Origin of the sequence: Streptomyces sp. NPDC050617, assembly GCF_040654795.1 — a bacterium.
Lineage (GTDB): Bacteria > Actinomycetota > Actinomycetes > Streptomycetales > Streptomycetaceae > Streptomyces.
In genome coordinates this window covers 310085-333051 of the sequence record NZ_JBFAIS010000006.1, presented here as the reverse complement: position 1 = coordinate 333051, position 22967 = coordinate 310085, and the positions used below count along the sequence as shown (strand labels likewise).

General features: G+C 71.0%; 22 protein-coding genes. 8 read left to right on the top strand and 14 right to left on the bottom strand.

What is annotated here, in order from left to right; all coding sequences use genetic code 11:
- Nucleotides 1-35: 35 nt before the first annotated feature.
- The 4 genes from AB0I49_RS11575 to AB0I49_RS11560 form a co-directional block, all read right to left on the bottom strand.
- Nucleotides 36-1217, bottom strand: a complete 1182-nt coding sequence (locus AB0I49_RS11575) for an acyl-CoA dehydrogenase family protein (protein WP_363226681.1) — start codon at nucleotides 1215-1217, stop codon at nucleotides 36-38.
- A 304-nt stretch (nucleotides 1218-1521) separates the two neighbouring features.
- Nucleotides 1522-2379, bottom strand: coding sequence for an amino acid ABC transporter ATP-binding protein (locus AB0I49_RS11570; protein WP_363226722.1), 858 nt, complete (start codon nucleotides 2377-2379; stop codon nucleotides 1522-1524).
- Between the two features lie 68 nt (nucleotides 2380-2447).
- Nucleotides 2448-3233: an amino acid ABC transporter permease gene (locus AB0I49_RS11565; RefSeq protein ID WP_363226680.1), complete on the bottom strand. Its 786-nt coding sequence runs from the start codon at nucleotides 3231-3233 to the stop codon at nucleotides 2448-2450.
- Between the two features lie 14 nt (nucleotides 3234-3247).
- Nucleotides 3248-4042 (bottom strand): ABC transporter substrate-binding protein, encoded by a 795-nt coding sequence (locus tag AB0I49_RS11560; protein ID WP_363226679.1) that lies wholly within the window; start codon nucleotides 4040-4042, stop codon nucleotides 3248-3250.
- Between the two features lie 117 nt (nucleotides 4043-4159).
- Here AB0I49_RS11560 and AB0I49_RS11555 point away from each other — a divergent pair, with 117 nt between their 5' ends.
- Nucleotides 4160-5464 (top strand): amidase, encoded by a 1305-nt coding sequence (locus tag AB0I49_RS11555; RefSeq protein ID WP_363226678.1) that lies wholly within the window; start codon nucleotides 4160-4162, stop codon nucleotides 5462-5464.
- A 47-nt stretch (nucleotides 5465-5511) separates the two neighbouring features.
- Here AB0I49_RS11555 and AB0I49_RS11550 read toward each other — a convergent pair whose 3' ends face one another.
- The 5 genes from AB0I49_RS11550 to AB0I49_RS11530 all read right to left on the bottom strand — a co-directional run bounded on the left by AB0I49_RS11550 (nucleotide 5512) and on the right by AB0I49_RS11530 (nucleotide 10531).
- On the bottom strand, nucleotides 5512-6174 hold the full coding sequence (locus AB0I49_RS11550) for a lactate utilization protein C (RefSeq protein ID WP_363226677.1): 663 nt from the start codon (nucleotides 6172-6174) through the stop codon (nucleotides 5512-5514).
- Nucleotides 6171-7652 (bottom strand): LutB/LldF family L-lactate oxidation iron-sulfur protein, encoded by a 1482-nt coding sequence (locus AB0I49_RS11545; RefSeq protein WP_363226721.1) that lies wholly within the window; start codon nucleotides 7650-7652, stop codon nucleotides 6171-6173. The genes AB0I49_RS11550 and AB0I49_RS11545 overlap by 4 nt, the downstream gene beginning before the upstream one ends.
- A 17-nt stretch (nucleotides 7653-7669) precedes the next feature.
- A complete protein-coding gene (locus AB0I49_RS11540; protein ID WP_363226676.1) occupies nucleotides 7670-8479 on the bottom strand; it encodes a (Fe-S)-binding protein in 810 nt (269 codons plus the stop codon).
- 192 nt (nucleotides 8480-8671) lie between these two features.
- Nucleotides 8672-9832 carry an NAD(P)-binding domain-containing protein gene (locus tag AB0I49_RS11535; protein WP_363226675.1) on the bottom strand — a complete coding sequence of 387 codons (1161 nt, stop codon included), beginning with the start codon at nucleotides 9830-9832 and terminating at the stop codon, nucleotides 8672-8674.
- Between the two features lie 75 nt (nucleotides 9833-9907).
- Nucleotides 9908-10531 carry a DJ-1/PfpI family protein gene (locus tag AB0I49_RS11530; RefSeq protein ID WP_363226674.1) on the bottom strand — a complete coding sequence of 208 codons (624 nt, stop codon included), beginning with the start codon at nucleotides 10529-10531 and terminating at the stop codon, nucleotides 9908-9910.
- 250 nt (nucleotides 10532-10781) lie between these two features.
- Between AB0I49_RS11530 and AB0I49_RS11525 the strand changes: the two genes are divergently transcribed.
- From AB0I49_RS11525 to AB0I49_RS11515, 3 genes are all read left to right on the top strand, one after another.
- Nucleotides 10782-12119, top strand: a complete 1338-nt coding sequence (locus tag AB0I49_RS11525; protein ID WP_363226673.1) for a PLP-dependent aminotransferase family protein — start codon at nucleotides 10782-10784, stop codon at nucleotides 12117-12119.
- A gap of 93 nt (nucleotides 12120-12212) precedes the next feature.
- Nucleotides 12213-12800 carry a TetR/AcrR family transcriptional regulator gene (locus AB0I49_RS11520; protein WP_363226672.1) on the top strand — a complete coding sequence of 196 codons (588 nt, stop codon included), beginning with the start codon at nucleotides 12213-12215 and terminating at the stop codon, nucleotides 12798-12800.
- On the top strand, nucleotides 12787-13437 hold the full coding sequence (locus tag AB0I49_RS11515; protein WP_363226671.1) for a hypothetical protein: 651 nt from the start codon (nucleotides 12787-12789) through the stop codon (nucleotides 13435-13437). Before AB0I49_RS11520 ends, AB0I49_RS11515 begins: the two co-directional genes overlap by 14 nt.
- A gap of 218 nt (nucleotides 13438-13655) precedes the next feature.
- Here AB0I49_RS11515 and AB0I49_RS11510 read toward each other — a convergent pair whose 3' ends face one another.
- Nucleotides 13656-13868: a hypothetical protein gene (locus tag AB0I49_RS11510; RefSeq protein ID WP_363226669.1), complete on the bottom strand. Its 213-nt coding sequence runs from the start codon at nucleotides 13866-13868 to the stop codon at nucleotides 13656-13658.
- A gap of 13 nt (nucleotides 13869-13881) precedes the next feature.
- On the opposite strand from AB0I49_RS11510, the gene AB0I49_RS11505 reads away from it, so the two are divergent.
- Nucleotides 13882-14313 carry a hypothetical protein gene (locus AB0I49_RS11505; RefSeq protein ID WP_363226668.1) on the top strand — a complete coding sequence of 144 codons (432 nt, stop codon included), beginning with the start codon at nucleotides 13882-13884 and terminating at the stop codon, nucleotides 14311-14313.
- A 52-nt stretch (nucleotides 14314-14365) separates the two neighbouring features.
- Here AB0I49_RS11505 and AB0I49_RS11500 read toward each other — a convergent pair whose 3' ends face one another.
- The 4 genes from AB0I49_RS11500 to AB0I49_RS11485 are packed head-to-tail and all read right to left on the bottom strand — an operon-like array spanning nucleotide 14366 to nucleotide 18438.
- The gene (locus tag AB0I49_RS11500) at nucleotides 14366-15574 is read right to left on the bottom strand and encodes an LLM class flavin-dependent oxidoreductase (protein WP_363226667.1); all 1209 of its coding nucleotides are present in this window, start codon (nucleotides 15572-15574) and stop codon (nucleotides 14366-14368) included.
- Complete coding sequence (locus AB0I49_RS11495; RefSeq protein WP_363226666.1) at nucleotides 15574-16614, bottom strand: ABC transporter substrate-binding protein; 1041 nt, start codon at nucleotides 16612-16614, stop codon at nucleotides 15574-15576. The genes AB0I49_RS11500 and AB0I49_RS11495 overlap by 1 nt, the downstream gene beginning before the upstream one ends.
- A 58-nt stretch (nucleotides 16615-16672) precedes the next feature.
- Nucleotides 16673-17629, bottom strand: a complete 957-nt coding sequence (locus AB0I49_RS11490) for an ABC transporter ATP-binding protein (RefSeq protein WP_363226665.1) — start codon at nucleotides 17627-17629, stop codon at nucleotides 16673-16675.
- Complete coding sequence (locus AB0I49_RS11485; protein ID WP_363226664.1) at nucleotides 17602-18438, bottom strand: ABC transporter permease; 837 nt, start codon at nucleotides 18436-18438, stop codon at nucleotides 17602-17604. Before AB0I49_RS11485 ends, AB0I49_RS11490 begins: the two co-directional genes overlap by 28 nt.
- 360 nt (nucleotides 18439-18798) lie before the next feature.
- Here AB0I49_RS11485 and AB0I49_RS11480 point away from each other — a divergent pair, with 360 nt between their 5' ends.
- The 3 genes from AB0I49_RS11480 (at nucleotide 18799) to AB0I49_RS11470 (ending at nucleotide 22856) form a co-directional block, all read left to right on the top strand.
- Nucleotides 18799-19221, top strand: coding sequence for a YjbQ family protein (locus tag AB0I49_RS11480; RefSeq protein ID WP_363226663.1), 423 nt, complete (start codon nucleotides 18799-18801; stop codon nucleotides 19219-19221).
- A gap of 547 nt (nucleotides 19222-19768) precedes the next feature.
- The gene (locus AB0I49_RS11475) at nucleotides 19769-21523 is read left to right on the top strand and encodes a CBS domain-containing protein (RefSeq protein ID WP_363226662.1); all 1755 of its coding nucleotides are present in this window, start codon (nucleotides 19769-19771) and stop codon (nucleotides 21521-21523) included.
- A 226-nt stretch (nucleotides 21524-21749) separates the two neighbouring features.
- Nucleotides 21750-22856, top strand: coding sequence for a serine/threonine-protein kinase (locus AB0I49_RS11470; RefSeq protein ID WP_363226661.1), 1107 nt, complete (start codon nucleotides 21750-21752; stop codon nucleotides 22854-22856).
- Nucleotides 22857-22967 lie beyond the last annotated feature (111 nt).

Sequence of the window (22967 nt, the reverse complement as noted above, 5' to 3'; positions counted from 1 at the left end):
CCGCGCCAGGCCGCCGGCCAGGTCAGTCGAGGCCGTCAGCCGAGGCCGCCGCGGTCGATCAACTGGCGGACGATGACGCCCCGCTGGATCTCGTTGGTACCCTCGCCGACGATCATCAAGGGGGCGTCGCGGAAGTACCGCTCCACATCGAACTCCGTCGAGTAGCCGTAGCCGCCGTGAATGCGCACCGCGTCCAGCGTGATGCGCATCGCGGTCTCCGAGGCGAACAGCTTGGCCATGCCGGCCTCCAGGTCGGCGCGGGCCCCGCTCTCGTACGTACGGGCCGCGTGCAGCACGAGTTGGCGCGCGGCGGTCAGCGAGGTGGCCATGTCCGCGAGGTAGTTGCCGATCGACTGGTGCTTCCAGATCGGCTTTCCGAAGGTCTCGCGCTGCCGCGCGTAGGCCAGGGCGTCCTCGAAGGCCGCCCGGCCCACGCCGACCGCGCGCGCCGCGACCTGGATGCGGCCGATCTCCAGGCCGCGCATCATCTGCCCGAACCCCTCGCCCTCGATGCCGCCGAGCAGCGCGTCGGCCGGTACACGAAAGCCGTCGAAGGCCAACTCGCAGCTCTCGACGCCCTTGTAGCCGAGTTTCGGCAGATCGCGGGAGACCGTGAGGCCGGGGCCGGGCTCGGCGAGCAGGACGCTGATGCCCCGGTGCGCGGGGTCGGCGGCGGGGTCGGTCTTGACGAGCAGGGCGAGGAGCCCGGCCCGGCGGGCGTTGGTGATCCAGGTCTTCGCGCCGTCCACCACGTACGAACCGCCTCGCGCGCCGCCGTCCGGGCCGTCCTCGCGCCGCGCCGTGGTGCGCAGCGCCTGAAGATCGGAGCCGCCGCCCGGCTCGGTGAGCGCCATCGCGGCCCGTACCTCCCCGGTCGCCAGCCGCGGCAGCCACCGCTCGCGCTGCTCCTCGGTCCCGTAGCGCAGGATCAGCGAGCAGACGACGGTGTGGCCGCCCATCGCGCCCGCCAGGCTCATCCAGCCGCGGGCCAGTTCCTCGGTGACGAGTGCGTAGCAAGGGGTGCTCACGCGCGCCGGTCCGTAGGGCTCGGGCACGGCGAGGCCGAAGACGCCGAGGTCCTTCATGCGGTCGATCAGCTGTCCGGGATAGGCGTTCGCATGCTCCAGCTCGCGGGCCACGGGGCGGACATCGCGGTCGACGAAGTCGCGTACGGTCGCGACGATGTCGCGTTCCTCCTGAGAGAGCGTGTCGGTCATGCGTGCAGTGTGCACGGTACGACGCGGCGGCGCCGCACCTCCCTGGGACGGGGAGATGCGGCGCCGCATGGGGGAGAGCGTCCGTCAGACGAGCCAACCCACGAAGTGGACGATGCCGGCGAGCAGGTTGGTGATGATGTTCATGGTGTTGCTTCTCCTTGGTGCAAATGTGGGACCAACATCCGGCTCGTCATGGGGACTTGAGCCGGATGCGCGATAACGGTCTGCAGCCCGTCGCTTGCGCACCGTAAGCATCACGCGTCGCAGAGTGCTTTCGCAATCTCTCCCGGCACGATCACGCGTTCTAGCGAACGTCCGGCCGCCTGTTCGTGTGTTCGTCTTGTTCGGCGGTCCCTGTCGGGTGCTCGTCGGGACCCGGGTCCGCGCCGAGTTCGGTGGCCGCCGGGTCGAGTACGCGCGCGAGGAAGGACCGCGTACGGGCGTGCCGGGGATCGCCCACGACCTGCTCCGGCGTGCCCTCCTCGACGATCACGCCGCCGTCCATGAACACCACCCGGTCCGCGACCTCCCGCGCGAAACTCATCTCGTGCGTGACCACGAGCATCGTCATGCCCTCGTCGGCGAGCGAGCGCATCACCGCGAGCACCTCGCCCACCAGCTCCGGATCGAGCGCCGACGTCGGCTCGTCGAACAGCATCAGCTCGGGGTCCATGGCCAGCGCCCGAGCGATGGCCACCCGCTGCTGCTGGCCGCCGGAGAGCTGCGCCGGATACGAGGACTCCTTGTCCGTGAGCCCCACCCGCCCCAGCCGCTCCCGCGCCACCCGCTCCGCCTCCGCCTTGTCGCGGCGCAGCACCCGCCGCTGGGCGATGGTCAGATTGCCCAGGGCCGACAGATGCGGGAAGAGGTTGAACGACTGGAAGACCATGCCGATGCGCCGCCGCACCCGGTCGATGTCCACCTCCGGATCGGTGATCTCGACGCCGGCCACCGTCACCGACCCGGACGTCGGCTCCTCCAGGAGATTCACGCACCGCAGCAGCGTCGACTTGCCGGACCCGGACGGCCCGATCACGCACACCACCTCGCCGCGCGCCACCCGGAAGTCGATGCCGCGCAGCACCTCCAGATCGCCGAACGACTTGCGCAGCCCCCGGACCTCGATCGCCGTGCCCGCCTCGCCGCTCGCCGTGCCGCTCATGCCACTGCTCTCCACGCCGCTCGCCCCACCGCTTTCCACGCCGCTTGCCATGCCGTTTTCCATGCCGCTCACCTCGCCCTCGCCGTACGGGCTTCGAGCCGCCGCACGAGATGGCCGAGCGGCAGCGTGATGACCAGATAGCAGAGCCCCGCGATCAGGATCGGGGTGAGGCTGCGGTTCTGATTGAGGGCGTCCCGGCCGAACTTGGACAGTTCGTACTGGTCGAGCGAGAGACCCAGCAAATACACCAGCGAGGAATCCTTCGTCAGCAGGATCAGCTCATTGGTCAGCGGCGGCAACACGATCCGGAATGCCTGCGGAATCACGATCGACACCATGGCCCGGCTCTGCGACATGCCCAGCGAACGCGCCGCCTCCGTCTGCCCCTTGGGCACCGCCTGGATCCCCGCCCGTATCGTCTCCGCCATATAGGCCGCGCCGACCAGGCCGAGAGCCAGCATCACCGTCGCGTACTGATTGATGGCCACCTGGAAGGCGAGCGGAACACCGAATCCCAGGGCGATGAAGACCAGCAGTGTGGGAATGCCGCGGAAGAACTCGATATAGGCGACGGCCAGCCAGCGATAGGGCGGCACCTCCGAGAGCCGCATAAGAGCCAGCAGGAGCCCGAGAGCCAGCCCGAAGCCGAAGCCGAGCAGGGTGTAGATGACGGTGTTGACCAGTGCGGTGGTGATGATGTCGGGGAACTGGGCCTTCGCGACCCCGCCGTCGAAGAAGGCGCGCCGGATCTCTCCCCAGTCGGCGGCGAAGACCAGGGTGAGCAGGACGGCGACGAGCACGGCGTACTGGACGGCGCGTATCGCGCGGGACCGCTTTCTGCGGGACATGGCCATGAGGGGAAGTCACCTCACTTCTCGGGGGAGGTGGAGAACCATTTGCGGTAGATCCGGTCGTAGCGACCGCCCGCCCTGGCCTTCTTGAGCACCTTGTTGACCTCCTCGCGCAACGCGTCGTTGCCGGTCTGCACGCCGAAGCCGTACTGCTCGCCCGTACGGAATTCGGCGACCACCGCCAGCTCCGGGTTCTTCTTCGCGTAGTCCAGGAGGACGCCGTTGTCGTGGACCACCGCGTCGAGCTGCCCGGTCTTGAGGTTCGTGAGCAGCAGGGCCAGGTCCTCGAACTGGACCTTGGTGGCCCCCGGCGCGTGCTTCCGCCCGTACACCTCGCCCGTCGTGCCCTGCTGGACGCCCAGCCGCTTTCCCTTGAGATCGCCGAGGCTGCGGTAGGGCGCGCCCTTCTTGGCGAGCAGGGCCTGCGTCGCCTCGAAATAGCTGTCCGTGAAGTCCAGATTCTTCTCGCGCACCGGCGTGATCGTCATTCCGGCCGCGGCGATATCGCACTTCCGGGTATTGAGATCCTCACCGGTCTGAATGCCCTCGAAGGGCGTGTCCACGATCTCCTGCTTCACCTTGAGGTCCTCCGCGACCAGGTCCATCAGATCCACATCGAAGCCCACGATCTTGTTGTTCTTGCGGACCTGGAACGGCTCGTAGGGCAGATGGGTGCAGGTTTTCAGCTTCCCCTTGTCGACCAGGCTCAGCTCCGAGCCGTCCGATCCGGAGACCTTGGTGCTGGTACAGCCCACCAGCAGGGCGAGGGCGGCGGCGGCGGCGAGGGCGGACAGCGCTGAGCGGGTGAACACGACGCCTCCATGCTGCGATCGGCGAACAGTCCCACATGATCAGTGAGTTGTGCCGCATCCTGCCACCGCCCGAAGCCCCTGTCTGTACCCGTGCACACCCCCGTAACCTCGGTGAGCATGAGAAATCCGATGCCGGACACGGACCGGCTCTGCGACCGGATAGAGCGGCTGGACGCGCACGTACGGGCCTTCGTCGCCGAGCCCGGCCGCCGCGAGCGGCTGCGCGCCGAGGCCGCCGAGACGGCCGCGCGCCACCCCGATGGCTCCGCCGAACCTCCGCTGTACGGCGTAGCGGTCGGGGTGAAGGACATCGTCCGCGTCGACGGCCTGCCCACCCGCGCCGGGTCCGAGGTACCCGCCGAGGTCCTGTACGGCCCGCAGGCCGCGGTGGTCGACCGGTTGCGGGCGGCGGGTGCGCTGGTGGCCGGGAAGACGGTGACGGCGGAGTTCGCCGTCACCGCGCCGGGGCCCACCCGCAACCCGCGCAACCTGGAGCACACGCCCGGCGGCTCCAGCAGCGGCTCGGCCGCCGCCGTCGCGGCGGGCATGGTGGAGCTGGCGATCGGCACGCAGACGGTCGGCTCCGTGATCCGCCCCGCGGCCTTCTGCGGAGTGGTCGGCTACAAGCCCACCCACGGCCGCATCCCCACCGCCGGAGTTATCGACAACGCGCCCACGCTGGACGCGGTCGGCGTCTTCGCGCCCGACGTGGCGGGGGCGGCGCGGGCCGCCGCCGTGCTCTGCGACGGCTGGCGGGCGGCGGGCGCGTACGACCGGGGGCCAGCCGATCGACGGCCGGTCGGCCGGGGCGCTGTCGCCCGGGGGTCCGCTGGCCGGCGGCCGGTGCTCGGCGTTCCGGACGGCCCGTACCTCCGGCGCGCCGGCGACGAGGCGCTGACCGCCTTCGCACAGCAGGTGGAGCGGCTGGTCAGTGCCGGATTCCCGGTCCTCCGGGTCCCGTTCATGGAGGATTACGAGGAGATCGTCCGGCAGCAGTTCCTCGTCAACCGCTACGAGGTGGCCCGCGCCCACGCCGACTGGTTCTCGCGCCACGAGCGGTACTACCGCGAGGAGACGGTCGCCGCCATCCGGCAGGGGCATGGCATCGCGCGGGCGGACTACGAGGGCGCGCTGCGGTTCCGGGGGGAGTTCCGCGCCCGCCTGTCCCGCACGATGGAAGAGGCGGGCATCGACCTGTGGATCATGCCCGCGGCTCCCGGACCAGCGCCGCGCGGAATCGCCACCACCGGCAACGCGATCATGAACTTGCCGTGGAGCTACGCCGGAGCGCCTGCCCTGACCGTGCCCGCCGACCGGACCGCCGACGGGCTGCCGCTCGGCCTCCAGACGGCCGCCGCGCCGGGAGCGGACGAGTACCTGATCGCGAGCGGAGCGGGCATCGAGGCGGCTGTCGTCGGCTGACCCGGAAGGCAGGAAGCCCGGGAAACGGAACCGGCCGGCCGAGCACGTCAGCCCTGATCGTCGGCCTCGTCCTCCACGATGATCACTTCGAGGGTGCGCGGCCCGTGCACGCCCTCCACCCGGTCCAGCTCGATGTCGCTCGTCGCCGACGGCCCCGAGATCCAGGTCAGCGGGTGCGCCGGGTCCAGCCGTTCCAGCCCCTGCACCACCGAGTCCACGACGTGCTCCCGCGCCCGTACCACGCAGATGTGGTGGTCGGGCACGAGCGTGATCCGGCGGCGCCCCTGGTCCGGCCCCGCGTCGAGGACGATGGTGCCGGTCTCGGCGATCGCGACCGCGCACCCCGTGACGACGCTGTCCACCGCGTCCAGGTCGCGCGCCGTGTCACCGGCCGCGTCGGGCACGCGCTCGGCGTCCGCCTCCGCGAGCCACTCCGGCGGCAGCCCGGCGGGCACGACGACGCTGCGCGAACCGTGCTCGCCCAGCAGCCGCGCGATCGTCTCCGGCAGCTCGGAGGGCGCGCAGCGGTGCACGTCGGCGCGGTACTCCGCCAGGTTCTCGGCGAGCAGATCGACCCGCTCGGCGTGCGTACGGTCGCCGTGCGTCCGCCGGTAGTCGCGCGCCACCGGATGGTCCTCGGGCCGCTCGTCGCGCGGCACGTCCGCGAGCGCGCGTCGTACGCGCCCCAGCACCCGTTCCCTGCTGCTCACTTCGTGCCCCTCTCGCCGCGCGTACGGGCCCACCAGTCACGGAACGACTCCGCAGGCACCTCGGGCAGCTCGCGCGTGTCCGACCAGGCGCGGCCGGGGCCGGGCAGCCGCTTGGGATGCAGCCGGCGGGTACGGGACGCGAGCCGCTGGCCGCGCCGGAGCGCGCCGGGATGGTCGAGCGCCCAGCGGGAGGCCCGCATCGCGGCCCGTTCGGCGGCGTGGCCCTTCGCCGGTTTGATCACCGCCTTCGAGCCGCGGAGCGTCACCTCGCCGCCCTCGACGACCCGCTCCCGCAGGTGGACCAGCACCTCCGGGATGTCGATGGCGACCGGGCACACCTCGTAGCACGCGCCGCACAGCGAGGACGCGTACGGCAGCGACGCCTCCAGCGAGCCGCTGACGCCGCGCAGTTGCGGGGTGAGGATCGCGCCGATCGGGCCGGGGTACGCCGACCCGTACGCGTGGCCGCCGGCCCGCTCGTAGACCGGGCACACATTGAGACAGGCCGAGCAGCGGATGCAGCGCAGCGCCTGTCGGCCGACCCGGTCGGCGAGCGTGTCGGTACGGCCGTTGTCGAGCAGCACGAGGTGGAAGTTCCGCGGGCCGTCGCCGTCGGCGGTGCCGGTCCAGGTGGAGGTGTAGGGGTTCATCCGCTCGGCCGTCGAGGAGCGGGGCAGCAGTTGGAGGAACACCTCCAGGTCCTGCCACGTCGGCACGGTCTTCTCGATGCCGACCACCGAGATGAGCGTCTCGGGGAGGGTCAGGCACATCCGCCCGTTGCCCTCGGACTCGACGACGACCAGCGTGCCCGTCTCGGCCACCATGAAGTTCGCGCCCGAGATTCCCACCTTGGCGTTCAGGAACTTCTCGCGCAGATGCAGCCGCGCCGCCTCCGCGAGCTCGCGCGGGTCGTCGGTGAGGGCGTCCGGCGCGGGGCGGCCCCAGGCGGCCATCTTCTCGCGGAAGATGTCGCGAATCTCGCCGCGGTTGCGGTGGATCGCCGGGACCAGGATGTGCGACGGCAGGTCGTCGCCGAGCTGCACGATGAGCTCCGCGAGGTCGGTCTCGTACGCGCTGATCCCGGCCTCGGCCAGCGCCTCGTTGAGCCCGATCTCCTGCGTCGCCATCGACTTGACCTTGACGACCTCGCGCTCGCCGGTCTCCCGCACGAGCCGGGTGACGATGCGGTTCGCCTCGTCCGCGTCCGCCGCCCAGTGCACGGTGCCCCCGGCGCGGGTGACGGACTCCTCCAACTGCTCCAGATAGTGGTCGAGGTGACGGAGCGTCCGGTCCTTGACGGCGGCTCCGGCGGCGCGCAGCGCGCCCCAGTCGTCGAGTTCCGCGACGGCCTTGGCGCGCTTGGCGCGGATGGTGTGGGTGGCGTGCCGGAGGTTGCCGCGGAGCTGGGCGTCCTGGGTGGACGCCGCCGCGGCCTCGGGGAACGGCGCGCGGGAGGCGGCGGGGTGGCTGCCGGGCATGCCGAGGTACGTACGGGTCACCGCGGGCTCCTTTCGGCGGCGGGAGCGGCGGACGGCGGGGAGCCCTCCGCGGTGTCTTCCGCGGCGCCTTCTGTGGCGGCCAGGATCTCGGCGATGTGTACGGGCCGGGCCGCCGCGCCCTGCCGGGCCAGGGTGCCGCCGATGTGCATGAGGCAGGAGTTGTCGACGGTGCAGATGGCCTCGGCCCCGGTGTCCACGATGGCGCGCGCCTTGTCGGCCCCCATCGCGGCCGAGACGGCGGCGTTCTTGACGGCGAACGTGCCGCCGAAGCCGCAGCACTCGTCCGCGCCCGCCAGCTCGCGCAGCTCGATGCCCTTGACGTGCTCCAGCAGCCGCCGCGGCCGGTCGCCGAGGCCGAGCATCCGCAGCCCGTGGCAGGTCGGGTGGTAGGTGACGGTGTGCGGGTAGTACGCGCCGACGTCCGTCACACCCAGCACGTCCACGAGGAACTCCGTCAGCTCGTACGTCTTCGGCACCGCGCTGGCCGCGGCCTCGGTCAGCTCCTCGCCCCGCCCCTCGGCGGACGCCTTCGCGCCGATCCGCGGGTAGTTGTCGCGGACCATCGCGGCGCACGAACCGGACGGCGTGACCACGTAGTCGTACTCCCGGAAGGCCGCGGCATAGCGGCGCACCAGCGGCTCGGTCTCGTGCCGGTACCCCGTGTTGAACTGCGGCTGCCCGCAGCACGTCTGCGCGGGCGGAAAGTCCACCTCGACGCCGAGCCGCTCCAGCAGGGTGACGACGGCCTGCCCGGTGTGCGGATAGAGAGTGTCGTTGACGCAGGTGACAAAGAGCGCGACGCGCACGGAACCTCCTTCGAGCCTGCGGCCATACTGCCCCAGGGGCCTATGGCTGTGAAGGATTCATCCGATGTCTGTCACGCCTTGCTCATAGTGTCGGGAGGCGTCTGACCGGCGACTGGGGGACGGTGCGAGCCGTCGACTTGGGGACGGAACGCACCCTCCACCGGGGTCGGTACGAGCCGTCCGCCAGGCGGTTCAGGCGGTGGCGGCCATCGTCGCCGTAGCCGTATTAGCCGTCGCAGTCGCCACCGTGGCTGTCGCCGTCGCCGGTTCGCGCGAGAGCAGTTCGCGGATGTCGCGTACGGCCATTCGGCCCGCCCGGTTCGCCCCGATCGTGCTCGCCGACGGGCCATACCCCACCAGATGCACACGCGCGTCGCGCACCGCGCGGGTCCCCTCGACCCTGATCCCGCCGCCGCTCTCGCGCAGCTTGAGGGGGGCGAGGTGGTCGATGGCGGGGCGGAACCCGGTGGCCCAGACGATGACGTCGACGTCCACGGTCCGGGGCGCTCGCCCTCGCGCGCCGTCGTCCCAGGCCACCCCGGTCGGCGTGATGCGGTCGAACATCGGCTGCCGGTCCAGTACGCCCTGTTCCCGGGCTCGCCGCACCGCGTCCGTCAGGGGCAGACCGGTCACCGAGACGACGCTCCGCGGCGGCAGCCCCTGCCGTACGCGCTCCTCGACGAGCGCCACCGCTTCCCGGCCGGCTTGCTCGTCGAACGGCCCCTCACGGAAGACGGGCTCTCGCCGCGTCACCCACGTCGTACTGGCCGCCACCTCCGCGATCTCCATCAGATGCTGTGTCCCGGACGCCCCGCCGCCCACGACGAGCACGCGCTGACCTGCGAACTCCTGCGGCCCCGGATAGTTCGCAGTGTGCAGCTGACGCCCCCGGAACGTCTCCTGACCGGGATAGCGCGGCCAGAAGGGCCGGTCCCAGGTGCCGGTCGCGTTGATCAGGGCACGCGCCGACCAGTCGCCGTCCGAAGCCCGTACGAGCAACCGCCCGCCCTCGCCGTCGTGCACCTCCGCCACGTCCACCGGCCGGTGAACCCGCAGGGCGAAGGCGCGCTCATACGCCGTGAAGTACTCCCCGATCACCTCGGAGGACGGCCGCGAGGGATCGGCCCCGGTCAGTTCCATACCGGGCAGCGCGTACATTCCGTGCACTTTGCCGTACGTGAGCGAGGGCCACCGGAACTGCCAGGCGCCGCCGGGGTGCGGCGCGTGATCCAGCACGACGAAGCCGTGGCCGGGCCGGTAGCCGGCGCGTCGCAGGTGGTAGGCGCTGGACAGGCCGGCCTGGCCGGCGCCTATGACGACGACGTCGACTTCGCGCGCCTCGGGGTTGTTCATGTTTCTACTAACGGTGGAGGGGGTCGATTCCTTCCCGGCGTGACGCGCCCGGCCCGAGCTCGGTCGTGGGGGTGGTCAGGCGAGCGCTGGTGCGGGAGCGGGCAGGTAGGGGGTGATGTTGCGCCAGGCGCGCTCGACGTACTCCTCCTTCTCGCCGACCGGGGCGACATAGTGCAGCGCGCCTTCGGCTGCGTCATTGCCCTCAAGGCGGGCGATGATCCAGGCAGCGAGGTAGTGCGAGGCCAGGCAGCCGCCTGCGGTGGCGATGTTGTCCTCGGCGTAGAAGGGCTGGTTGAGGACCTCGACGCCCGCGGCGACGACCCAGGGCTTCGTGGTCAGGTCGGTGCACGCGGGGACGGAGTCGAGCAGGCCGAGCCTGGCCAGTACGAGCGCGCCGGAGCACTGCGCCGCGATGAGCTGGCGCGAGGGGTCCAGGCCGCGCAGGACGTTCATGATCGCCGGGTCTTCGGTGACCTCGCGGGTGGCGATGCCGCTGCCGACGATGACGGCGTCAGCGGCGCACGCCTCCTCAAGGGTGGACATCTGCTCGATGACCACCCCGTTCATCGACGTCACCTTGGGGCTGGGCGTCGCGATGGTGACGCGCCAGTCATCGGTCTTGACGCGGTTGAGCACACCGAGCGCGATCAGGGAGTCGAGCTCGTTGTAGCCCTCGAAGGTGAGGATGGCGATGTGCATGACGGCTGTCCTTTCCGGGTGAGTGGGGCTTGCTGATGGCGAGTAGGGCTCGGCGGTGGCGAGTTGGGCTCGGAGGTGAGGCGCGGTGCTCGGCGGTGGCGAGTAGGGCTCGGAGGTGAGGAGCGGGGCTCGGCGGTGACGAGTTGGGCTCGAAGGCGAGGCGCGGGGCTCGACGGGGGAGGAGCAGGGCTCGACGGTAAGGACCCGGGAACAGGACAGTCAAAGAATTGTCATGGATACAATCCGGCGCATGGCAGCCTCGCGATATAAGAAGCTGGTCGACGCGCTCGCGTCCGACATCCGGGCCGGGCGACTCGCCGCAGGTGCGCGGCTGCCGACGCACCGCGCTCTCGCCGCCCGCGAGGGCATCGCCGTGGTGACCGCGACCCGGGTGTACGCCGAACTGGAAGCGATGGGCCTGGTGAGCCGGGAGCAGGGCCGCGGCACGTTCGTGCGGGACATCGCGGTCCCCGCCGGTCACGGCATCGACCAGCAGGCCGTCGCCGCGGACGCGGTCGACCTCAACTTCAACTACCCGTCGCTGCCCGGTCAGGCCGATCTCCTGCGGCAGGCCCTGCGGGAGGTGGCCACCTCCGGCGATCTCGACTCGCTGCTGCGCTACCAGCCGCATCGAGGCCGTCCGCAGGACAGGGCGTCCATCGCGCGACACCTCGGACGCCGGGGAATCACCGCCGACGCGGAACGGATCCTCATCGCCAACGGCGCCCAGCACGGCCTGGCCATCACCATCATGGCCACGCTGAACGTCGGCGACGTCGTCGCGGTCGACGCGCTCACCTACCCGGGTTTCAAGGTGCTCGCGCACGCCTTCCATCTCGACCTGGAGCCCATCCCCACCACCGCCGACGGGCCGGATCTCGATGCCCTGGAGCACCTGTGCGCGACCCGCCCGGTGCGTGCGATCTACACCATGCCCACCCTGCACAACCCGCTGGGCTGGGTCATGCCGACAACCGACCGCGCCCGCCTGATCGGGATCGCTCGACAGCACGGTCTGCTCATCATCGAGGACGCCTCATACGCCTACCTGGCCGAGGACCCGCCACCGCCTCTGGCCGCCACCGCGCCGGACATCACCGTCTACGTCTCGGGACTGTCCAAGAGCATCGCCACCGGCCTGCGGGTCGGCTTCGTCCTCGCCCCGCCGCCCGCGGTGCCCGCGTTCGAACGCGCCATCCGGGCGACCACTTGGAACACCCCGGCCCTCACCACGGCCATCGCCTGCCGCTGGCTCGACGACGGCACGGTGAACCACTTGGAAGCGCGGAAACGGGACGACGCCAAGGCGCGCCAGACAGTCGTAAGAGAGGAGTTGGCGGGCCTCCCGCTCATCGGCCACCCCTCGTCGTACTTCACCTGGCTGCCACTGCCCGACGACGCGCGCGCCGACCGCCTGACCGCCACCCTCGCGCGCCGGCACATCTCGGTCTCCACGGCGGAGCCGTTCACCACCTCGGCGCACACGCCGCAGGCGCTCCGCCTCGCTCTGGGCTCGACCGATCTGGACAGCCTCCGGTCAACGCTGCGCACGGTGCGCCGAGTCGCCGTCGAGGACGCCTACGCCTGAGCCCGCCGGGCGGAGCGCACTTGGCCGACGAGTCCCTTCCAGTGAATAGTGGATCCGCCAAGGTCTAATTTAACTATCTGGTAAGTTAAAATAATGCAGCGGAAAACGACCTCACGCGCTCGTCTGCTGGCCGCCGCCGAGCAGGTCTTCTACGAGCAGGGCATCACCGGGACGAACATCGACACCGTCGCCCGAGCGGCCAAGGCGACCAAGCCGACCGTGTACGCGCATTTCGCCTCCAAGTCGGCGCTCGCGGTCGGCGCGTTGGAGGCGCGACAGCAGCGCATCGCGGCCGACCTCGCCGTACGCCTGGCGGACGAGGAGCCCGGAACGCCGCGCCTGACCGCCCTGTTCGACTGGCTCGCGTCCTCGTACGAGCACGGCAACGGCCGGGGCTGCGCCTTCCTCAACGCCGCCGCCGAGTCCGCCGCGGACGACGCGGTGACCGCCGCCGTACGGACCGAGAAGCAGTGGCTGCTGCACGTGCTGCGGGAACTGTGCGTGGAGGCCGGGTACGACCGCCCGGACGAACTCGCCTCGCAACTGCTGCTGCTGATCGACGGAGTCGCCGCGCGGGTCCTCGTACACGGCCCCGGCGAGGCGAGCGCGGCCACGACCGCGGCGGCGCGCGCCGCCGATGCGCTCCTGGCGTCTGCCGCTCACGGCCATGGCGCGTCTTGACGACCGTCCCGGGCAGCGCTCGCTGCGGATAGCGGTGGGTCTGGCGCTGTACGGGATGAGCCAGGCGGTGCTGGTGAAAGCCCGCCTCGGCACCGATCCGTGGACCGTGTTCTCGCAAGGTCTCGCGCGGGTCACCGGGTTCACGCTGGGCCAGACCACCGTCGCCGTCTCGCTGGCCCTGCTGGCGCTGTGGGTGCCGCTGCGCCAGCGGCCCGGACTGGGCACGGCCGCGAACGCGCTGATGGTGGGCCCGTTCGTAGACCTGGGCATCGACTGGATCCCCGCGCCTGAACACTGGGGCGTGCGCGTCGCGTTCGTGGTCCTGGCCGTGACCGGCATCGCCGTCGCCACGGGACTGTATGTCGGAGCCGGATGGGGACCCGGTCCTCGCGACGGGCTGATGACCGGGCTCGCGCGCCGCGGCATCCCGCTGATCGCGGCCCGCGCCGGGATAGAGGCGAGCGTGCTCGCCGTCGGCTGGCTGCTGGGCGGCAGCGTGGGCGTGGCCACCGTCCTCTTCGCCGCCGGCATAGGGCCGCTGGTCGGCTACACCCTGCCCAGACTGACACTGCCTCCCGCCCGGCAAGGCGACGGCGGCCACAACGGCGCCCAACCCGCCCCCGACGCCCCACTGTGACATCGGCAAGCCGAACCCGCCTCCGGGCGCCCGTACACACACGCCCTCCCCGTACGCACCAGCCCCCTGTACGCACCAGCCCCCCCATACGCGCACGTCCCGCCGTACGCGCGCGTCCCGCCGTACGCGCGCGGGCCCGGCCGGCAGCGCGCCCTGCCTGAGACTGCGAGCGTGAGGGCGATTCCGGCGGACGCGTAGGTCAGGGCGGGGGCCTGCGCTCAGACCTTGGTCGAGACGGAGGCGACGGCTTTCTCGGCCAGTTCGGTGCCGTGCGTGAAGGACACGGACCGCAGGCGTCGTTCGCCGCTCCGGGGGAGGGCCGGCAGCCCGCCGGCGGTGGTGGGCCGGCCGTGGGGGGCCACCGTGCGGTACACGATCCGGCGGGCGAGCCGGTACGGGCAGTGCCGTCGACCATGCGGCGGCGCGGCCACTTAAGGTGTCGGCATGTCACTGAGCTGCATAGCCTTCTCGTCCGGACGTTCGGTGGAACTCACCGACCTGCGCATGACCTCGACCTACGGAGGGATGCTGGAGGGCTACCCGTGCAAGCTCGTCAACAACATGGTGGTCGGGAGCCTCCAGCGGCAGGCTGAACGTGCGTTTCCCACCACGCCGATCCATCTGGTTCCCCCTTCCCTTGAGTACCCGGACAGGACTGCCGGCCACTTCGGCCCCGTTGAGGTACTCCCTCCCGTGGCCTGCGTCGGCGCCTTCCGCTCGACGGCGATCGCCCCTGAACTCGACCCGGTGCTGCACCGTTCCGCTCTCACCGTGATCTGGTTCCAGACCGGCTTGGACGTTCCGTCGGGCGACGACGCCGACCTTGTGCTGCGCGGCCTTCCCTGGGAGGAGCTGGCCCGGGACCACGAGCTCTAGCGACGGGCACGCCGGCACCGGCCCGGCCGGGCCGCCAGGTGCCCGCCCGTCCCTACCGCCCGCCCGAGAGCAGCAGCGGCGCGCCCCCAGGAGCCGAGGCCGGACGGCCATTGGCTGCGGGGACGCCTGCCAGGGGCGACGCCGGGAGCCGTGGCAGGAGGCCGCGGGCCGCCAGTTCCGGGGTCACGCCCTCGCCGAACCAGTACGCCTCTTCCAGGTGCGGGTAGCCCGAGAGCACGAAGTGCTCGATACCCAGCGCGTGGTACTCCTCGATCCGGTCCGCGACCTCGGCGTGGGAGCCGACCAGGGCCGTGCCCGCGCCGCCCCGTACCAGGCCGATGCCCGCCCACAGGTTCGGCGAGATCTCCAGCTTGTCGCGCTCGCCGCCGTGCAGCGCCAGCATCCGCTGCTGCCCCACCGACTCGCTCTTGCCCAGGGCCTGCTGCGCGGCGCGCACCGTGTCGTCGTCGAGGTCGTCCAGCAGCCGGTCGGCCGTCGCCCATGCCTCGCGCGAGGAGTCCCGCGAGATCACGTGCAGTCTGATGCCGAAGCGCACCGTACGGCCTTCGCGCTCCGCGAGTCCGCCGATCCAGTCGATCTTCCGCTTCACCTGCTCCGGCGGTTCGCCCCACGTCAGATAGACATCGGCGTGCCGGGCGGCGACCGGGCCCGCCGCGGCCGAGGACCCGCCGAAGAAGATCTCCGGCAGCGGATCGGGCGGCAGCGCCGTGAGGCCCCCGCTGACCTGGTAGTGCTCACCGTCGAAGTCGAAGGGCGTACCGCCCCACACCCCGCGTACGACCTCCAGGAACTCGGCGGTCCGCGCGTAGCGCCGGTCGTGGTCCACGTGGTCGCCGAAGCGCCGCTGCTCGGTGGAGTCGCCGCCCGTCACCACGTTCAGCAGCAGCCTGCCGCGCGTGATGCGCTGATACGTGGCCGCCATCTGCGCCGCCAGCACCGGCGAGATCACCCCCGGCCGGAACGCCACCAGGAACTTCAGCCGCTCCGTGTGCTGCGAGAGCGCCACCGTCGTCAGCCACGCGTCCTCGCACCACGTGCCCGTCGGCGTCAGCACCGCCTCGAACCCCAGCTGCTCGGCCGCCTTGGCGATCTGCGTCAGATAGTCGATGTCGGGCGCGCGCACCCCGCTCACCGGCGTGATGCGCGAGCGCTTGATGCCGCCGTCCGTATAGGCGTGGCGGTCCACGAGCGTACGGCCGTCGCCGCCCGTCGGCAGGAACCAGTGCAGGTGTACGGACATCAGGAAGCCTTTCCATAGGTGCGCGGCGCGGTGGTGGACGGCGGCAGGGAACCGTTGAACCCGCGGTCCACGAAGTCCGCGAAGCGGTACGCGCGGGGGATGAGCCCGAGCCGCGCGAAGGTGTCGACGATCTTCTGTTCGGCGGCGACGGCCGCATCGTCCACGGCCACCGGAACCCGCGTGCCCGCGCTGCGCCGCACGGCGTCCAGCGCCACGTCGTACGGCAGCCCGGTGTCCTTCGCCCACACCTCGGCCCAATCCTCCGGGTGCCGGTGCACCCAGTCCTGCGCCCGGCGCAGCCGCTCGACATAGTCCTTGACCGCCGCCGACTTCTTGCCGTCCGCGAGCGCGCCCGGCGCGGCGACCTGGAAGCTCAGGCCGTTGACCACGCCTTGCCCGGTCGTGAGCGTACGGGCGCCGGCGTTGCGCAGCGCCTGCGAGGTGTACGGGTCCCAGACCGCCCAGGCGTCCACCTTGCCGCGGCTGAACGCGGCCAGCGCGTCGGCCGGCTGGAGCAGGCTCAGCCGTACGTCCTTCGGCGACAGCCCGGCCTTCGCCAGCGACACCACGAGCTGGTAGTGCGCGGAACTGCCCTGCGCCACCGCGATGGACCTGCCCCGCAGGTCAGCGGTCCGCTTCAGCGGCGAGTCCGAGCGGACCAGGATCGCGTCGGCCGCCGCCGACCCGTGCGTGGCCGCCACGATCTTGATCTTCGACTTCGCGGCGGCGGCGAAGACGGGCGGCGTGTTGCCGACCCCGCCGACGTCCACCGCCCCGGCGTTGACCGACTCCAGCAGCGGCGGCCCGGACGTGAACGTCGACCACTTGATCTTGTACGTCAGGCCGTCCAGCTCCCCGGCGGCCCGCAGCACAGCCTCCGAACCGCCCCTCTGGTCACCGACGTTCAGCGTCATCGGCCCCTTGCCGTCGGTCCGGCCGCCCACGTCGGCGGCGGAGGAACCGCCGCAGGCGGTCAGGGCGAGCGCCAGGAGGGGAAGCAGGAGGAAGGGCAGAGGGGAGGGGCGCGGGGGCCGTCTCATGTCGCAGGTCCGATCGTCGTTGTATTTCGTGGGGGAGGCGGGGCAGCCGCTGTCGCCGTCACGCGGATACGGGCGCGGGCACCGGGCCGGGAGCGGTGTGGGGCGGGCCGGGTGAGTCGCCGGGGGACGGATCGACCGGTGTACCGGGAGCGTTGGGAGCATCCCGCGTGTCCCGCGCGTCCGGCGTATTCGACCTGTTCGGCGTGTCCGGCGCGTTCGACGTGTTCGGCGTGTCGCGGGAGCCCTCTCCCGTCCCCGCCACGCCCAGCCGCCCGAGGAGTTCGGTGCGCAGGGTGGCGAAGGCCGGGCCGGCGACGTCGCGCGGGCGCTCCAGCTCGACCGTCCGCTCGTACGCGATCACGCCCCGGTCCATCACCAGCACCCGGTCGGCGAGCAGCAGCGCCTCCTCGACGTCGTGCGTGACCAGCAGCACCGCGCAGCCGCGCCGCTGCCACAACTCCGCCACCAGCCGCTGCGCCGTGATGCGGGTCAGCGCGTCCAGGGCGCCGAACGGCTCGTCGAGGAGGAGCAGATCGGGCTCCCGTACGAGCGCCCGCGCGAGGGAGGCGCGCTGTGCCTCGCCGCCGGAGAGCGTCGCGGGCCAGGCGTCGGTCCGGTGGCCGAGGCCGACCTCCGTCAGGGCCTGCTCGGCGCGCTCGCGGTCCGGCCGGCCGGGCAGCCCCAGCAGCACATTGCGCCACACCCGCTTCCACGGCATCAGCCGGGGTGCCTGAAAGGCGACGGCCCTGCGGTGCGGTACGAGCACCTCGCCCTCGATCTCCCGGTCCAGCCCGGCCAGCACCCGCAGCAGCGTCGACTTGCCGCAGCCGCTGCGGCCGAGCAGTGCGACGAACTCGCCCTTCTCGATGGACAGTTCAAGCTGGTCGATGACGGCGCGGTCGCCGAAGGACCGGGTCAGCCCCGATACCCGGACGGCCGCGGGGCCGTCGGCGGAACCGACGCCGGGCGCGCCGTCGGCGGAAGGGCTCACTGGCCCGTGAAGGTCGGTCGCCATTGCAGCAGCAGCCTTTCGAGGAAGCGGACGATGACATCGGCGACGAGGCCGAGCACGGCGTAGACCACGAGACACACCACGATCACGTCGGTGCGCAGAAACTCCCGCGCCTGGTTCATCAGGAACCCGATGCCGTCGTCGGCGTTGATCTGCTCGCCGAAGACCAGCGCCAGCCAGGCGGTGGCGAGCGCGTAGCGCAGTCCGGTCATGGCCCCTGGCAGCGCGCCCGGCAGCACGACATGCCGGATCAGCCCCCACCGGCCGAGCCCCAGCGAACCGCCCGCCTCCACGAGGTGCGGATCGACCCCACGAATCCCCGCGTAGACGTTGAGATAGAGGTGGAAGGCGACCCCGAGCGCGATCAGCGCGACCTTCGGCGCCTCGCCGATGCCCAGCCAGATGATGAACAGCGGGATCGCCCCGACCCACGGAATGCTCCGCAGCATCTGCACGGTCGCGTCCAGCAGATCCTCGCCGAGCCGAGACAGCCCGGACACGAGCGCGAGCCCGGTCCCGACGACGACGCCGAGCACCAGCCCGACGGCCACGCGCTGCACCGAGACCAGCATCGCGGACGGCAGCGTCCCGTCCGCGAGCATGTCGCGTGCGGTCGAGGCCATCGCCCCCGGCGACCCGAGCGCGTCGGGCCGCAGCAGCCCGGTGGAACTGGCCGCCTGCCATGCCGCGAGCAGCAGTACGGGCCCCCAGGCGCGCCGCAGCCGGCGCGGCGACCGCGAGCGGCGCGAGCCGAGGGGAGTGATGCGTTCAAGGGGCGGCGGGATCTCCGGCGGGGCATGGCTGACGCTCATGAGGGCTCCGGGGCAGCGGCGGGGTACGCGTCAGCGGCCCTGCCCGGGGCCGGGCACGGCGGCGCACGAGACGCGAGGGGGAGTACGTAAGGCAGAGGGGGAGAAATGCGGAAGAAGAGTCAGCGGGCGCGACGACACGCGGCGGAGGCCACCCGCAACAGGTCGATGTGACCGCGCGTGATGAGCCGGGCTGACGTAGACATGCCGAGAACGTAGCGATCCGCGTGCCGCCGGGGCAATGGCCGTCTCAGTGGGCGGACCTTTGTTGCGGCAGTCTTACGGGCGTACGTACGGGGGGCGGGGCACGCGCGCGGGCGCCGTCGCATGCGCGAGCACCGGCGCATGCACGAGGATGGGGCCATGGCAGACGCTTTTCGGACCAGCATCCTGGACATCACCACCGGCTCCACGCAGACGGTGTACGACCTGACCGGCGACTGCGAGGCGTTCCTCCGCGACGAGGCCCCCGACCGCGACGGTCTCCTCAACATCTTCGTGCCGCATGCCACCGCCGGCGTCGCGATCCTCGAAACCGGCGCGGGCAGCGACGACGACCTCATCGAGCTCCTGCGCGACCTGCTCCCCGCCGACGACCGCTGGCACCACCGCCACGGCACCCCGGGCCACGGCCGCGACCATGTGCTCCCCGCCCTGGTCGCACCGCACGCGACCCTCCCGGTCCTGGCGGGCAGGCTGGAACTGGGCACCTGGCAGTCCGTCTGCCTCGTCGACACGAACGTGGACAACCCGCGGCGCCAGGTGCGGCTGAGTTTCCTGGGCTGACCCAAGTTCGTCCTGTGGCCGCCAAATCTCCGTACTCTTCCTGGCCGAAAACGGAGGAGCGGTGCGTGGTGTGCATATGGATGTGGTGGAACCGCCCTGGGACGGCTGCGGGAAGTGCCTGGTCGGCGCTGGGGCACATCTGCGCCGGGCTGCGCTTTGCGGTCACAATCGTGCGTTAAGCGATCTGGTTCGATTGCGAGAACTGGCGGGAGACCGTGTGGCAGCCACTCGGTACGCACTCGAAGTTGCCGATCAGGGTGACTCCGGTTTCCTCAGCGTCTTGGTGGAGCGGAGGGGACCGGCAGCCCGTGGTTGTGGCTCTGGCGATATGGCCTGACCGCAGATGGTTATAGCGGCCGACTTTGGTGACGTTGCGAGCTGCGGGGCCAGAGACAGTACGCAGCGTCTTGGGCCACCCCATATGCCATTTCTGGCATATGGGGCAACGGGAAGGTTGTCGGAGCCACCAGTGCGGATTTGCCTTGCGAACGTGTGTCGGATGTCGCGAAGATCTAACGCGTAGTCGAGATCGATTCGGGGTGGCGGCATGCGGGCGTGGGTGGTCAGAGCGGGGCGGCGGGGCGAGCGTGAGGCGGAGGCGCTGGAGCGCGGGCTGGTGATCGCCGGCTGGCCCGGCACCGAGGATCTGTCCAGCAGTGCCGGTCGCAGCGCGATACGCCATGTCGTTGATGCTGCATATCCGGGTGAAAACGCGTACACACGCGGCAATTGGACGGGCCAGCTCTTCCGCTTCCGGCATGAGATGGCCGTGGGGGACCTCGTCGTGCTGCCCCGAGCCGACGGCGCGTACGCGATCGGGTTTGTGACCGGTGAATACGCATTCTGGCCGGGCGAGCCGGACGGAATGCGTCATGTGCGTCGCGTCGACTGGAGGATCAGGGAACTGCCGCGTGACACCTTCCGGCCGGATCTGTTGCAATCGTTGGGCTCGTTGCAGACCGTCTTCGAGCTGCGCCGTTATGACGCGGCGAGACGTCTCGCAGAGGTGGTTCAGGGAAATGCCGACCCCGGCAGGCCGGACGACGGAGAGCCTGGCGCGAGCCTGGTCGCCCGACGTCAGTTGATCGAGAGGGTTCGGGACGAGGACCGTCAAGCGGCTGAACCCACCCGGCTCACCGTTCGCAAGCTCCTGGAACTGTGGGATGCGGAGCGACGTTCCCCGACTGCCGTGGCACGGATCCAGCGCGACCTCGACGACGCGGGCCTGCTGTCGATTCCCCCCTTCACGGAAGGCACGCTCGACAGCGTCATCGCCGTGGTGGCGGCGGGTGAAGAGCCGGTCGTAGACGGAGCCACCCTGCTCACACGGCTTGCTCGCGCCGAGGCGGTGGGCGAGCCTGCCGGCGCGCCGTCCCACGGGGAGAGCACGCCGGAGGCTCGTGACATGTCCGGAGTGGTCCAGCGGGTCGTCGGAGCGACGCGCACGGATCTTCCGCGGCAGCGAGCGGGCGATGCCGACGTAGATGCGGGGGCGATTCCGGTAGGAGCGCCGACCGTCGATGCGGACGAGATCGGCGAGGCGGACGCGGACGGGGGCATGGGACATCCATCTGTCGCCTATCTCGTCGGCAACCTCCCCTCGGCGAATGCCCCCGTCGACTTCGTCACGCCCGCGGACACGCTGGCGAACGCGCAGACGCGGATGATGCTGAAGGAGTTCAGCCAGCTGCCCGTCCTCGACGACAACGGTCGGATGCTCGGCGCTGTCAGCTGGACATCCATCGGCGGTGCGCTGATGTTCAGTCCCGACGCGACTCTCGCCGACGCCACCGTCACCGCTCCGGAAGTCCCTGCGACCGAACATCTCCTCGACTGCATCAGTCTGATCGAGAAGCACGGCTTCGTACTGGTCAGGAACGACGCGCACCGGGTGTGCGGGATCGTCACTCCGTCCGACATCGCGGGCGAGTTCCGCAGTCGCGTCAGCCCGTTCGTACTGATCGAAGAGGTTGAGCAACGACTCCGGCGGATCGTCGACCGGCGTCTCGACATCGAGCACATCCGTGCGTGCATTGCGAAGAGGAACAAGAAGAAGGCGTCCCTGGCCGAAGACGCTACGGCGCTCACCCTGGGCAACTACCCCCACCTCTTCAGGGACCCGGCCGCCTGGGAACACGCCGGGCTCCCTCTCGACCAGAACCACTTCACCGGTGCCCTCGAACAATGCGCCGAGCTGCGCAACGACCTGATGCACTTCAGTCCGGACCCGATCGGTCAGGCGCAGATCGACTTCCTCAACGGTCTGCTCGGTCTGCTGCGGAAACTGGATGCGTCAGGATGATGCGTCTCACTGCGGCGCGGCCGTGGGCACCACGAACCGGCGAGGGCCGAAGGTCCCGGTCGTGCGTCCCAGGTCCGCGAGACTGCTCCCGGCCGCCGAGCGGTGATCAGTATGCTGACGTTGTAATGCGTCCGTGCTGGCTCTCTCCGTCCAATGCTTGCGCCAAGGTGAGCACGTATGCACCGGGGGAGGCCGCACTGTCCGAGCGGCCGGCGGGGGGAGTCAGATGAGCGGTTCGAGTCATCCGGAGCGGATCGGGCCCTACGCCGTCGAGCGCAGCCTCGGCGCCGGCGGAATGGGGCAGGTCTACCTCGCGTACTCGGTGGCGGGTGACCCGGTCGCGGTGAAGATGATCCGCCCCGAGCGCACGAACGCACACAGCCGGGCACGTTTCGAACGGGAAGCCGCCATCGCGCGCACCCTGACCGGCACGGGGCGGGTCGCTCGCTTCATCGACGCCGACCCGACCGCCGACCTGCCCTGGCTGGCCACGGACTACATCCCCGGCCGCTCCGTGTACGACACCGTGGACCACCGCGGTCCGCTGTCCGTACCGCATGTGGCCAGCCTGGGCGCACTCCTGGCCGAAGGGCTGGCGGCGGTGCACGCCGTGGGCCTGGTACATCGCGACCTCACGGCCAAGAACGTCATGATGGGCGACTTCGGCCCGGTGATCATCGACTTCGGGCTCGGCGCGTTCGTCGGGGCAGAGAAGGGCTCGATGTCCCAGGACGGCACCATCCTGGGCACGGTGGCCTATATTCCGCCCGAGCAGGCACTCGGCGTGACCGATGTGACACCGGCGGCCGACGTCTACGGCCTGGGCACGGTGCTGCTCTACGCGGCCACCGGCCACGCCCCGTACAGCGGAGCATCGTGGCCCGCCGTCGCCGCCCAGGTGGCCAACCCTGAGGTCACGCCGGACCTGTCAGGACTCCCCGAGGAGCTGGCTGCCGTCGTCACATCCATGCTGGCCCACCAGCCGGGCAGCCGCCCCTCCCTTGCACACGTGACGCGCCAGTGCGCCGACCTTCTGCGCAGCATGGGGACGAGCCCGGCCCGTGCCCGTCGCTCCTTGATCGAGCAGACGACGCCCAAGGACCATCCCACGATGGTGCTGCCGCAGCCCGACGCGCATATGCTCGATCGCCTCGACGAACTGGACCGGCAGCTGCGCGAGGAGTCGGAACCGGAGCCGCCCGTGGTGGAGAAGCCGGCTGTGTCGGTCCCGGAGCCCCCGAGCAGAGGGCGACCTCCAGCCTCACGCCGGGTCGCCAGTGAGCTTCGCGAGCGCTATGCGGCGCGCCGAGAGCTGGCCTGGTCGAGCCGCTGACACGACCGTGATGTCACGGCGGCTGCCGACCGGCGCAGCCCGGCGGTACACATGAGTACGGCACCACCAGCGTCATATTCGACGCGTATCCACAGCCCCAGAGGAGCAGTA